The 12,445-nt window shown below is 57.3% G+C and carries 11 protein-coding genes; 8 read left to right on the top strand and 3 right to left on the bottom strand.

Features of this window, described 5'->3' with window-relative positions; translation table 11 throughout:
* Positions 1-83 precede the first annotated feature (83 nt).
* A complete protein-coding gene (locus AC0B60_RS09920) occupies positions 84-362 on the top strand; it encodes a polyhydroxyalkanoic acid system family protein (protein WP_465085654.1) in 279 nt (92 codons plus the stop codon).
* Positions 363-377: 15 nt separating this feature from the next.
* On the opposite strand, the gene AC0B60_RS09915 is transcribed toward AC0B60_RS09920, so the two are convergent.
* A complete protein-coding gene (locus AC0B60_RS09915) occupies positions 378-1,127 on the bottom strand; it encodes a DUF8198 family protein (RefSeq protein ID WP_465085653.1) in 750 nt (249 codons plus the stop codon).
* A gap of 73 nt (positions 1,128-1,200) precedes the next feature.
* Complete coding sequence (locus AC0B60_RS09910) at positions 1,201-2,124, bottom strand: alpha/beta hydrolase (protein ID WP_465085652.1); 924 nt, start codon at positions 2,122-2,124, stop codon at positions 1,201-1,203.
* 343 nt (positions 2,125-2,467) lie between these two features.
* On the opposite strand from AC0B60_RS09910, the gene AC0B60_RS09905 reads away from it, so the two are divergent.
* The 4 genes from AC0B60_RS09905 to AC0B60_RS09890 all read left to right on the top strand — a co-directional run bounded on the left by AC0B60_RS09905 (position 2,468) and on the right by AC0B60_RS09890 (position 8,800).
* Entirely contained in the window at positions 2,468-3,862 is a 1,395-nt protein-coding gene (locus AC0B60_RS09905) for a WS/DGAT domain-containing protein (protein WP_465085651.1), read from the top strand.
* A 182-nt stretch (positions 3,863-4,044) separates the two neighbouring features.
* A complete protein-coding gene (locus tag AC0B60_RS09900; RefSeq protein WP_465085650.1) occupies positions 4,045-5,148 on the top strand; it encodes a porin in 1,104 nt (367 codons plus the stop codon).
* Between the two features lie 243 nt (positions 5,149-5,391).
* A complete protein-coding gene (gene nosP, locus AC0B60_RS09895) occupies positions 5,392-6,561 on the top strand; it encodes a nitric oxide-sensing protein NosP (protein ID WP_465085863.1) in 1,170 nt (389 codons plus the stop codon).
* Entirely contained in the window at positions 6,539-8,800 is a 2,262-nt protein-coding gene (locus AC0B60_RS09890; RefSeq protein WP_465085649.1) for a hybrid sensor histidine kinase/response regulator, read from the top strand. Before nosP ends, AC0B60_RS09890 begins: the two co-directional genes overlap by 23 nt.
* Before the next feature lie 4 nt (positions 8,801-8,804).
* Here the strand turns inward: AC0B60_RS09890 and AC0B60_RS09885 are convergent, their stop codons facing one another.
* The gene (locus AC0B60_RS09885; protein ID WP_465085862.1) at positions 8,805-9,482 is read right to left on the bottom strand and encodes a response regulator; all 678 of its coding nucleotides are present in this window, start codon (positions 9,480-9,482) and stop codon (positions 8,805-8,807) included.
* A 265-nt stretch (positions 9,483-9,747) separates the two neighbouring features.
* Here AC0B60_RS09885 and AC0B60_RS09880 point away from each other — a divergent pair, with 265 nt between their 5' ends.
* From AC0B60_RS09880 to AC0B60_RS09870, 3 genes are all read left to right on the top strand, one after another.
* Complete coding sequence (locus AC0B60_RS09880) at positions 9,748-10,767, top strand: ABC transporter substrate-binding protein (protein WP_465085648.1); 1,020 nt, start codon at positions 9,748-9,750, stop codon at positions 10,765-10,767.
* 71 nt (positions 10,768-10,838) lie between these two features.
* Complete coding sequence (locus tag AC0B60_RS09875) at positions 10,839-11,540, top strand: ABC transporter permease (protein WP_465085861.1); 702 nt, start codon at positions 10,839-10,841, stop codon at positions 11,538-11,540.
* Positions 11,533-12,207: an ATP-binding cassette domain-containing protein gene (locus tag AC0B60_RS09870; protein WP_465085647.1), complete on the top strand. Its 675-nt coding sequence runs from the start codon at positions 11,533-11,535 to the stop codon at positions 12,205-12,207. Before AC0B60_RS09875 ends, AC0B60_RS09870 begins: the two co-directional genes overlap by 8 nt.
* The last annotated feature ends 238 nt before the right edge of the window (positions 12,208-12,445 follow it).

Raw genomic sequence — 12,445 nt, 5'->3', positions numbered from 1 at the left:
TTCTAACGCCTGCGGGGGTGGCTACAAGTTTAATGCCGCCTTACACTATAAATTGCGCCCGAAATCCTGGAGATATCCGTTTCATGTCAACAATTGATGTACGCCGTACTCATTCCCTCGACAAAGAGCACGCCCGCCAGGCGGCGGAAACACTGGCTGAGGATCTGTCAAAGCAGTTCGATGTGAACTATCAGTGGGAAGGGGATCACCTCAAATTTAAGCGTAGCGGCGTAAAAGGCCAGTTGGAAATCACCGATAGCACTCTCCACGTTCATCTGGAGCTGGGCATGATGCTGCGGCCGTTCAAATCGCGAATTGAGCAGGAAATCCATTCCCAACTGGATCAGATTCTGAACGCCTGAGCCGCTTTCTCTTGTTTACAGGTCACTCGGCAGCTCGAACGGTTTCGGGTGACCATCCAGGATGTTCTTCATTACCCGCTTTTCCCGCGTGACCAGCCGGTCAATTAGCAGATCTACATCGTCCATTTTACGGAACGCAGAATAGCCGCGATGCAGAAAACTGTGCAGGTCGCTGAGGTCCGCCATTTCAGCGGGTGCCCGGCTCATTGAAAGCAGCCAGCCAAGGGTGCGGTTGCGCACATAGCGGTCGAGCTGGTGCCCTACCTCAGCCACCAGGATAATCTGCCGTTCCCTTTGTTCCAGTTTCTGGCTGCTGCGAAAGATCTGGCAGTAGGTGTCGCTGGAAAGTTCGCTGGGAGAAAGGCCGTTTGAATGGCAGAGTTCGGCCAGCTCCAGGTCCAGCCGTTGGGTAATCAGGTTCAACTCCACCAGCCCGGCGAAGGTGTCCAGCAGGTTGTCCGGAAGCCACTTCACCATTTTCGGGAATACGCGGTCGATATTGTCGTCACGGCGGGTCATGCCGGCCGGGGCGTAGAGGTCCGTCAGCAGGAATTCCAGGCCGGTGTGGTAGCCGGGGTGTTGGTAGAGGTCCGCGTGGGTGGCCTTAAGACGTTCCGCCTGCCAGCTCGCTATCCTGAAGGTGTGTTCCCGCAGAGGGTGGGTGGCTTTGTACTGGCGGAAGTCGTGGTAGTCGAGCAGCAGTTGCTGCAACCGGCGGGCGCTGTCGGAATGGGTTGGGGTAGCGACTAGGCGCTCACGATACATGGGTGTGTGGCTCCACTGGACCTGCAACAGAAGCGAGCCAGTTTAGCGGAGCCGGAGCTTGAGTGCAGCAGCGCTAACCCTGGGCCGTTGCGGGCAGGCTCTCAAATCCCGGCACCCATTCCTTGCTGTCGAGGGTGATAAAGTGACTGGGTGCCTCGGTTTCGACAATCCGCATGGTGGTCGGGCTTTGGCGTGCACTGGCCAGCATGGCTTGTCGATCCAGAATTCGGTCCACAGCTGGTATCAGGAAGGTGCCGTAACGAACCTGGCTGTACACGCTGGTGTCTGTCCTCTCCATCCAGGCCATCAGGTTCTCTATGTTACGAACAATGGTCAGGTGGTCCTTGGTGGCGGAAAACAGTTTGCCCAGCAGCTGCTTCTTGCGTGGGTTCATCTTGCCGAAGAAGGTTTGGCCGTAAGCGGAGGAGGGCGCGCTGTTTATCAGGCGAATCAGCCAGGGCCACATGCCGTGACTCACCGGTTCCAGTACCGCCGTTACCAGGGCAGAAAGGCGTCCCTGGGGCAGAACGGGGGCTTCCAGCACCAATTCCACGTTTTCATACAGTTCCGGCCATTGGTTGATGGCTTCAAGGATAACGGCGCCACCGCGAGAATGACCATGTACGCGAATGTTGTCGGTACTTGGCAGATTCGCCAGGGCCTGGTTGAGAATGCAGGCATCGTACTCGATGGTGCCGTCCAGGTGTTTGATAGGCACTTCCCAATCCGGTGCCTCGGGCGTTACGCCATTTACGGGAATATGGTAGTTGCTGCAGGTCAGCAGGATCAGTTCGGTTGTCGGTGCTTCGTAGGCCTGGGTGAAGTAGCAGTGATTTTCCAGAAAACCGTGGACGCCAATAACGGTCTGTTCGGCTTTGCCGCTGTGATTACGGAGGGAAACGGCGCCTGTGCCGACGCGGTAGACTCGCCCTGAGAACATCTCCGAGTAAGCACTATCGATCGGTTTTATCAGCTTTCGTACATGGCTCGCTTTCATGACTGCTCTCCTTCAGCACCTGATGCCTGCCTATTATTGGTCTTTATGCGTGCTGGTACATTCAGTTGTACCGACTTCTGCCACCGCAGGTATTGGCACTGATTACTGTTTTTACGCTCAGTCAGGGCCAATAGACGTTTGGCGAACAGGGCGTAATGGCACGTGTAGTGCCTAATAACCATTTCATCAAGCTTTATTCCGAGTATAGAGGTGAAAGGTTACTTCCGTGTAACTTTTTGTAACTCCGTGACGCTGGCAGCCTTATGGAGCCTTCAGGGCTTGTCTGGCACAATGCGGGGTCATCTTTTCATTTCTTGCAGCACTTATCCGGGGACAGACAGGTTTGAGTCAAAAGGAATCGCATCTGCTGTTGCCTGTGGACTCGGCTTGGCTGGCTCTTGAACGGCCCGAAAACCCGATGACCATCACCGTCATGTTGCGGGTGGAAGGGCTTACGGAAGCCCGATTGCAGGAGTTCTTGCGTATTTACTGGCTCGCCTGGGAGCGTTTCCGCTATATGCCGGTTCGCCGCGCCCCTGGCTGGTGGTGGGAAGAAGATCCGGTCTTTTCGCTCCATCATCACCTGGAGGTGGTCGGCGGTCATCTGGATCGGCAGGCCTTGCAGGATTGGGTATCAGCCCGGTTGAATCAACCCCTGCCCACGTACCGTCCACTCTGGAAATTCTGGCTGCTTCCGGATGCCGAGGGCGGCGCAGCGCTCCTTCTGCGTATGCATCACTGCTACGCCGACGGGCTCTCCCTTCAGGGCATATTTGACCGGTTGTGCCCGCCGTCACCACAACAGGCACCGGTGCTTTACGGCGCGGCGGAACAGGCGGACATGGGGCGCTGGGGAAGAGCCGCCAATGCCTGGCTGCGTGAGCTGACGGCTAGTGAGTGGCCGCGGGAAGAGGCGGGTCCGGGGGGCGATATTCCCCGCAACGGTGGCACCGCCGGTCGCAATGCCCTGGGGCGGGCGACCTGGAAAAGTGTCAAGCTGGTCAATGAGCTCAGCCAGTTCCTGGTAGAACCGGAAGACACCGACTCTTCTCTGAAGCGGTCACTGCTGGGCCGTCGCCAGTGCCGTTGGTCGCAACCCGTGGCGCTTGAACGTTTTCGCCGGATTGCCACGCTTACCAGCGTTACCATCAACGATGTGTTACTCAGTTGTGTGGCGTCTGCGGTACGCAATCGGCTTGTTGCGGACGATACCGATATGGACGACGCAGTCCTTCACGCCGCGGTGCCAGTGGATATCCGCAACCGCCTGCCGGAAGGGGTAAAGCCCGAGCCCGGCACACTGGGCAATTATTTCGGGACCGTATTTGTGCCGTTGCCGGTGGACGGTGAAAGTTCCCTGGAGCGGCTGTTCCGCATCAAGCATGAAACCCGCAAGCTCAAGAAAAGTTGGCAACCCGGCCTGTCCTGGGCGCTGACGGGCAGCGCACCGCTGATTCCCGAAGCTTGGCGTCAGCCAGTCGCTGACCTATTCTATCGAAAGGCCAGTACGGTGGTGTCCAATGTTCCCGGTACCCGGGAAGAACGCTACCTGGCTGGTTGCCGCATCCTGGAACAAATGTTCTGGGTACCCCAGGCAGGGGATATCGGGCTCGGCGTCAGCATTGTCAGTTACGCTGGCCAGGTTCAGTTTGGTGTGGTGGCCGATGAGGCTGTCATGGCCGATCCCGAGTCTTTCCTGGATGACTGCCTGCAAGAGTTAGAATGCTTCCCAATTTGACGGGGAGTAGTCCCAAAGTCCTGTTTTTATAGCCTCCTAAAAGATCAGAAAACCTGCCCCCTTGGCGCATTTCCCGCCCCCGATGCTTCGTCGACCATTGAATTCAGGCGAAAGAATGCGCCTGAGACACGGGTAACCACCCGCTGCTCAACACCCAGATTCAATAAAAACCGGGGGAGTTTATGAACAACAACAATTTCCGAAAGTCAGGGCTGGCCATTGCGATGGCTGGTGCGATGTCGGTCAGCGCCGGCGCAAACGCGGCAATCGAAGTGTACAACAAAGACGGAACCAGCTTTTCGGTAGACGGCTATTTCAACGCCTTCTACGTCAACCGTGACGACAAGCTGAACGACACCCGCAATTCCGACGTTAAGATGGGTTTCCTGCCCAACACGATCGGTTTTAACTTCAGTAAGGAAATGGGCGACCTGACTCTGGGTGGCCGGTCTTCGTTCTGGTCCACCATCAACGACAGCCTGCAGTCACCGACGGATACCGCCATCGATGTGCGTCAGTTGTACGCCACGGTAGACGGTTCATTCGGTCAGGTTCTGATTGGTAAGGACTTTGGTCTTTACGCCCGCTCAAATATCTTCCTGGACGAAATCCTGATGGGCTTCGGTTCTCCGGGGGCAGCCACCGGCGTTTCCTTTGGCAATATCCGCACTGGCTACCCTTATCCCAATCCCTCTGCCCAGATTACCTATCGGACCCCGGATATGGGCGGTTTGAAGGTGGCTGCTGGTATTTTTGAGCCTGCCAATACCACACCGGGTGCGGAGTCAGAACAGTCCGCGCCGCGTTTTGAGGCAGAGGTTACCTACAGTGCCGACCTGAATGGCCTGGCGTTGACAGGCTGGGTTAATGGCCGCCATCAGAGTTCCGAGAACGCAACCACGGAAGTGGACAGCCAGGGCCTTGGTTACGGCCTTAAGGCGTCGGTTGTAGGGCTGTCGCTGACCGCCTCCGGATTCACTTCTGAGGGGGACGTGCCTGTATTGCTGACAGATGCGGCCCTGGCTTCCGAAGAGGACGCCGACGGCTATTTGCTTCAGGGATCCTATACCCTTGGCGCCAACCGCCTGGTGCTGTCATACGGTGAAACGGACTCAGACCAGGGGGATTTTGAAACAGAGAACACCTCGGTCGCTGTCTTCCATGACGTAAACAGCAACTTCAAGCTGGTTGCCGAATACAACATGTTTGAGCAGACCACGAAGTCCACCGGCGCGGATGCAGCAGAGTTCGACACCCTGGCGCTGGGTGCTGTGATCACGTTCTGAGTGTGTGGTGAGCGCCCCGATACCTGCAAGGAATCCGGGCGATGGGGGCTCATCCTTTAAGACTAAAGTGCCGGTTTGCAGTCCTGCAAACCGGCGGCGCCGACAGGCATTGATTCAGGAGGTTTTTAATCAATGGCTTACGATCATTTTGGCGCGCCAATTAAAAGCACTGAAGTCGCATTGGCTCCGTTTGCGGATTCCGTAGAATCGAGTGAAAGCCACTCGGTTTCGGAGAGCGTATCCATGAAACCCGTTACCACGCTGCCTGCCGTTCGGGTAGCCAGCTCCCATGTTCGTGATCCGATGCTGGCCGCCACCAACCTTGCCAGCGAGCTCAGTCATGAACACCTCGGCTGTGTCCTGTTTTTCTGTTCCGCTGAATACGATCTTGGTCGTTTGGGCATTGCCCTTGAACACGTCTTTGACGGCGTACGGGTCAGTGGTTGTACGTCGGCAGGGGAAATAACACCGGATGGTTACGGCCGGGGGTGTATTACCGCCATTGGTTTCGACCGGCGTTACTTTTCCATTGAATGCGCTCTGATCAGTGAACTTGAACACTTCACCCTTCACGACGCCCAGGGGGTCATTGATGGGCTGCTGTCCACTTGCCGCGATGCCGGCCTGGCGTCGGTCAAGGGCAACACCTTTGCGATAACCCTGCTGGATGGGCTGTCTAGCCGGGAAGAACTTGTACTGGCGACGCTGAATGCAGCGCTCGGCACTATTCCACAATTTGGCGGTTCCGCTGGCGACGACGAGCGCCTGGCCAATACCCACGTATTTTTTGAGGGTCGGTTTCACACCGGGGCTGCCACCGTGATGCTGGTCAACACGCCGCTGGATTTCCGTGTGTTTTCCACACACCACATGCAAGCACGCGAAGAAAAGCTGGTGGTTACCCACGCCGATGCGAAAAGCCGGACGGTCTATGAGTTGAACGCGGAACCGGCAGCGGAAGCCTACGCTCGTGCAGTGGGCGTGACGGTGGAAGAGCTTGATCGTAAGGTTTTCGCGCTGCGACCTATGGGGGTGCGGATCGGGGGGCATTATTTCGTGCGCTCGGTGCAGCGGGTGAACGCCGACGGGAGCCTGACGTTCTACTGCGCGGTGGAAACCGGCATCGTGATGACCGCCATGGAGCCGGGCTCGCTTCTTGAGAGTGTACGCACACAAATTGAAGCCTCTGAGCGAATCGTAGGGCCACCACTGGTGACCATCGGCTGCGACTGTTTTCTTCGTCGCCTGGAGGCGGAGTTCACCGGCGTGGTGGATGAGGTGTCAGATTTCCTTCGTCATCACAAGGTCATTGGGTTCAACACCTATGGTGAGCAGTTCGACGGTATGCATATCAATCAGACGTTTACGGGGGTGGTGATTGGTCAGCCCGATGCCGGTTACGGTCAAAACTGAGGCTGATCCCGAAGACCGCAGGGATCAGCGGATTGCCGAGTTGGAGGCGGAGAACGAGCGCCTCCGAAAGATAAGGGACGCTCTTATTGTTCGGGTGGAATCCGGCTCGGCCCATAAACCTGAGCCCTATGCGGCGTTCGAACACTCGGTGGTTCTGGCGGAGCAGGTGCGGGAACGTACGGAAGCGCTCAACCAGACCATGGACGAGCTCAAGCACAGCAACAAGGCCCTGAACCGGGCCCGTGAGGAGGCTGAAACCACACGCCAACGGCTGGCAGACGCTATCGAAAGCATTGCTGACGGCTTTGTACTTTTTGATCACCAGCACCGACTTATCCAGTGCAACAGCCGGTTCCGCAGTTACTGGGGCCATGCTCATATGGACGTTCCTCCCCCTGGCACTTCAATCGCCGACCTGAAGGCCATGGCGATCAGTTCCGGGCTGGTGGTCGAGGAGCATGTGAACGAGTCCTCCGAAGGGGCGGTGTTCCTGTTGTCCAATGGCCGCTGGGTACAGATGACGGAAAGAAGTACTCGTGAGGGCGGGCTGGTTGTTCTTTACTCTGACATCACCGACGTCAAGAACAGCGAAATGGCGCGACGACTCAAGGCGCTTGAGGAGAGTGAGCGATGGATCCGTGTGGTGACGGACCATGTGCCCGCACTGATCGCCTACGTGGGCGCGGACATGACCGTACAGTTTTGCAACAAGGTCTATGAAGCCTGGTACGGCCGCAATGGCGAGTCTCCTCTTGGCAAACACCTGGAGAACATTCACCAGCCAGAGCTTTACCAGCGGCTAATGCCCCATATGCAGGCTGTGCTCAGAGGCAATAGCGTTAACTTCGAATTCGAGGAAACCAACGACACCGGAGAGGCCCGCTATATGCTCCGTGCCTACGTGCCCAATGTGGACGAGCACGGGGAGGTCATCGGTTTCTTCGTGCTGATCCGCGACATTACCGACCGCCGCAAGACCGCGCTGGCCCTGGAGCAGGCGTACGATAATCTGGAACGACGGGTGAAAGAACGTACGGCAGCTCTTACCGGCCTCAACAACCAGTTGCGACAGGAAATCAGTGAACGGGCAGCGGTGGAAGCCCGGCTGCGTGACGCCAAGATGGACGCTGAGCGCGCCAATCTATCCAAAACAAAATTTCTGGCGGCAGTCAGCCATGATTTGCTGCAGCCACTGAATGCTGCCCGCCTGTTCACCAGTGCTCTACAGGAGCATTCCTTCGGGCCCAAGGCTGAGGGGCTGGTGCGCTCGGTAAGCACCTCACTGGACGATGTGGAGAACCTTCTGGGCACCCTGGTGGATATCTCCAAACTGGATGCCGGCGTGATCAAGCCGGACATCATGGCCTTTGACCTCCGGGATTTGCTGAACAACATCGCTCGCGAGTTTCGCCAGATGGCGATGGCGGAGGGACTGACGTTGGACTTTGTGCCGTCGTCAGCAATCGTGGAGTCAGATTCCCAGCTATTGGCGCGAATTCTGCGCAACTTCCTCACCAATGCCATTCGCTATACCGGCAACGGACGCATCCTGCTGGGGTGCCGACGGCATCGGGACCACGTGTTGCTACAGGTGTGGGACACCGGCCCCGGCATTCCGGGAGACAAGCTGACTGAGATTTTCCAGGAGTTTAAACGCATTCGCCCCGCTGGCTCGCAGCCGGACAAGGGGCTTGGGTTGGGATTGGCGATCGTCGACAAGATTTCCCGCATGCTGGGCCACGAAGTGACAGTATCCTCGATAGAAGGGAAAGGCTCGGTGTTCAGTGTAAAAGTGCCGGTCGGGCGGTTGTTGCCCAAACGACCGGCAGCGGATGATGACCGGGTGGTGTCACATCACGGCGGCCTGGGCGGCGCCAGGATCTGGGTGATCGACAACGACCACGCCATCTGCCAGGGCATGCAAACGTTGCTGGAAGGTTGGGACTGCGAGGTGGTTTCAGCGGTTTCCCTGGAAGATCTTGAGCGGCAGCTCGACCCGGCCAAGAGCCCCGTGGACTTGATCCTGGCGGACTATCATCTGGACAACGACGAAAACGGTGTGGATGTGGTGGCCGAGATAAACGGCCGCCGCCACCGACCGGCGCCGGTGGTCATGATTACCGCCAACTACACCAATGAGTTGAAGCAGCATATCCGCGAGTTGGGGCACGTGTTGATGAACAAGCCCGTGAAGCCGTTGAAGTTGCGCAGTGCGCTGAATCACCTTTTGAGAGGGTGATCTCTTACCTCTTCAGATACTGACTGAAGTCCACATCGCTGGCGGACAGAATCGCCTGTACCCGGTTGTGAACCCCCAGTTTACGAAGGATCGCCGAGACATGGGCTTTAACCGTGGTCTCTGCAATGTTCAGGTTGTACGCAATCTGCTTATTGGATTCACCTTTGGACATGCGCTCCAGTACCAGCAACTGACGGCGGGTCAGGGAGTTCAGCAGCTCTGGTGAAATCGGGTTGTCCTCATGCCGGCTACGGCGATGGGTGTGTTCCTTGCCGGTTCGAATGATGTCTGAAGGCAGGTAGACATTGCCGTTGAGGATCTGCTGGATGGCATCCGTCATCTGGGCGCGGGGAGAGGACTTGGTGATGAAACCGCAAGCACCGTAGGTGATGGCCTGCAGCACCACCTGCTTGTCTTCCTCCGCCGATACAATGACCACGGGGATGGTCGGTGCCTCATTCCGCAGTGTAATCAGACCGTTCAAACCGTGCATTCCCGGCATGTTCAGATCCAGCAGGATCAGGTCCAGGTCATCGTTTTCGCGGGTAATGTCCAGGGCGCTGTCCAGGTCGGCGGTTTCAATGATTCTACTGCCGGTAAAACCTGTGGATATCACGCTACTGATGGCCTCACGAAACAGCGGGTGGTCATCGGCGATCAATATTTTGTAGGTTGGCTCCATGGGTGGATCCACCGGTTTGTTGTCATTATCAGGGATGGTTTCCGAAACATCATAGCGCTTTTCGGGAGAGAGTGCGGCATCGGGCTCATTCAGCATGGCGGCCTCCTGGGACAGGGGATCTCCATGTCGGGTGCGATCCTCTGTTTATTATTGTGATGATGGCATTACACGCTATCCGTGCCCTGGGTTGAATGCGACCATCGCACCAAAAAACAGGCACCAAAGTACTATTCTTGCCGGCTGGCGGCCTTCGTATCGTGGAGGGATGAGCCAACACACACTGACAACGCCAAATCTTGCACGCCTCTCTGCCATTATCCGACCGTTGTGGATGGTTGTCGCAGTACTGTTGTTCAGTTTTATGTTCTCGGGCGGGGCTCACGCCAACGATAAAATGGCTGTGCCGAGGTTGTCCGTCAGTGTGTTGCAGTTTGGCACCGCTCACTGGGAGTTGGATCATATCGTCCACCGTGGGCTGGACCGGAAAAACGGCTACCGGTTGGACCTCACCCTGGTGGCCAACCTGCCAGCTTCCCGCCTGGCGGTCACCAGTGGGTCCGTAAACGGGGCTGTAGCCGACCTGCTATGGGCGCAGGCGCGTTTCGAGGACGGGGTGCCCTACCTTTATGTACCGTTCTCATCCCAGATTGGCGACATCGTGGTGGATGAAGGCTCCGATATAAGCGCTGTGGCTGATCTTGTCGGCAAGCGTATCGGGGTTGCAGGCGGGCCGGACAGCAAGGGCTGGGTATTGCTGCAAAAGGTGGCTGAACAGCAAGGGATGGATATTGCTGAGTCCGCTGAGGTGCAGTTCGCCGCCCCACCGCTGCTGAGCCAAGCCCTGAGGCGGGGCCAGGTGGATGTCATCATTACCTATTGGCATTTCGCGGCGCGCCTGAGAGGTGAGGGTGGCTGGCGTTCGGCGTTCAGCATGTCGGACCTTCTCGCTGCCATCAACCTGAATCGCAATTTACCGGTTCTGGGCTATGTGTTTGCCGCTGATTGGGCCGAAGACCATCGCGCATTGGTGGATCGGTTTGCGGCCTCATTGCGGCAGGCAAAAAAGGAACTGTCGGAGAGTGAATCGTTCTGGCAGCGGCTGAGGCCACTGATGGGAAACCCGGGCGACGGTGTGTTTTACGCACTTCGGAAAGGGTTTGTGGCAGGCACACCTTTACCGCTGACGGACCAGCGCATTGCTGACCTGCATCGCCTGCTGGCGCTCACCGGGGGCGACCCTGGTAGCCTGATGCCCGCTAACCTGTTCCTCCGGAGCCAGCTGTGAGGGCGTTATCGGGCCGGCCTCCGGCCTGGAGTTACTGGGTGGTGTTGCCTTCGTTCGTTCTTTTTTGGGCGATGTTGGCCTGGTTGATCAAGTCCCCCTTGCTGCCAACACCCCTCGACGTTCTTGATACCCTGATGCAGGAATCCGCATCTGGAACCCTATGGCACCATCTGGGTGCCACCCTTGGGCGTGTGGTAGTAGCCTTTGCGCTGGCCATGCTGCTCGGTACCGGGATTGGCATCGCTATGGGGCGCTCCCAAACCACCAATGCCCTGTTCGATCCCTTGCTGGTTCTGTTTCTTAATCTGCCGGCGCTGGTAACCATCATCCTGATGTACGTCTGGTTTGGCCTCGTGGAAGTGGCAGCGGTGACAGCGGTGGTGATCAACAAGGTCCCCAATGTGGCGGTGACGGTTCGGGAAGGGGCCCGAAGCCTGGACTACCGGCTTGAGGAAATGGCCACCGTCTACGAATTCACCCGTTGGCAGCGGTTCCGCGAGGTCTGGGTGCCACAACTGTTTCCCTATCTGATGGCGGCGACGCGTGGTGGCCTGGCACTGATCTGGAAAATCGTGCTGGTGGTCGAACTGCTGGGTCGCTCCAGTGGTGTCGGTTTCCAGTTGCACATGGCCTTCCAGGTGTTCGATGTAGCTGCCATCCTTGCCTACAGCCTGGCTTTTATCGCCGTTGTGCAACTCATCGAGCTGGCCATCCTGCAGCCCCTCGAACGCCGCTCCAGCCGCTGGCGCCAGCCGGATGTCGCCCATGCTTGAGCTACGAATCACCGGGCGCAGTTTTGGCAAACCCGTATTGGGCGAGGTCTTCGCCACCATTGAGCGGGGCGACCGTATCTGCCTGTTGGGGCCGTCTGGAATTGGCAAAACCACCCTGTTGAACGCCATCGCCGGGCTCGACAAAGCGCTCCCGCCGGCTGCAATTATTGGCCGTAACACACTGCGGATTGGCTACCTGTTCCAGGAACACCGATTGCTGCCCTGGCGGACCCTGAATGCCAACCTCCAGCTTGTGGGTGCGAGTGATGAGGCGGCTGAATACGTCCTTGGTCAGGTTGGCCTTGCCGGATACGGTCATTACTTGCCAGATCAGCTTTCCCTTGGCATGGCTCGGCGAGCTGCTCTTGCTCGTTGTCTGGCGATTAAACCGGATTTGTTGCTATTGGATGAACCTTTCGCCTCGCTTGATCCGGTAATGGCGGGTGAACTAAAAATATTGATTGCTGGCATCATGGATGCAAATGCCAGCATGGCCATGATTTGTGTGACCCACGAAGGGGGCGATGCCGAGATTCTTGCGAACCGTCTATGGTACCTGGATGGTAATCCGGCGCAGTTGCAGTGGGACGACGCAATTGGCGAACCGCGCTTGATCAACGACCTTTTAAGCAAGTTGCGAGATGCCGACGGAGTTGGCCTGGTTTAATAACAGAAACGTGATATTCGAATTGTTGCCTTCAGAAAACATCGGCTAACATGGTCAGCTTGTCTCTTACCGTCAACAAGGAGTGCTGACGATGGGCTTTATGGACTTGGTCCCGGTTTGGGACCTGAAGGCCTACCACCTTCCGCGCATTGAATCCCCTTTTATCGCCGCCGGTATGGCCCGGCGTCTTATCCGAGATGATGGCAGTGTCCGCTCGCACATGGAAACGGTATTCGGG

The sequence above is a fragment of the Marinobacter sp. V34 genome (assembly GCF_055524115.1).
This window is presented reverse-complemented; position numbering and strand designations above follow the sequence as displayed.

Coding starts and splice junctions, on each gene's coding strand:
- AC0B60_RS09870 (WP_465085647.1), top strand. CDS start 11,533: ATGCTTGAGCTACGAATCACCGGGCGCAGTTTTGGCAAACCCGTATTG.
- AC0B60_RS09900 (WP_465085650.1), top strand. CDS start 4,045: ATGAACAACAACAATTTCCGAAAGTCAGGGCTGGCCATTGCGATGGCT.
- AC0B60_RS09920 (WP_465085654.1), top strand. CDS start 84: ATGTCAACAATTGATGTACGCCGTACTCATTCCCTCGACAAAGAGCAC.
- AC0B60_RS09875 (WP_465085861.1), top strand. CDS start 10,839: ATGTTGGCCTGGTTGATCAAGTCCCCCTTGCTGCCAACACCCCTCGAC.
- AC0B60_RS09910 (WP_465085652.1), bottom strand. CDS start 2,124: ATGAAAGCGAGCCATGTACGAAAGCTGATAAAACCGATCGATAGTGCT.
- AC0B60_RS09915 (WP_465085653.1), bottom strand. CDS start 1,127: ATGTATCGTGAGCGCCTAGTCGCTACCCCAACCCATTCCGACAGCGCC.
- AC0B60_RS09885 (WP_465085862.1), bottom strand. CDS start 9,482: ATGGAGCCAACCTACAAAATATTGATCGCCGATGACCACCCGCTGTTT.
- nosP (WP_465085863.1), top strand. CDS start 5,392: ATGAAACCCGTTACCACGCTGCCTGCCGTTCGGGTAGCCAGCTCCCAT.
- AC0B60_RS09890 (WP_465085649.1), top strand. CDS start 6,539: ATGCCGGTTACGGTCAAAACTGAGGCTGATCCCGAAGACCGCAGGGAT.
- AC0B60_RS09880 (WP_465085648.1), top strand. CDS start 9,748: ATGAGCCAACACACACTGACAACGCCAAATCTTGCACGCCTCTCTGCC.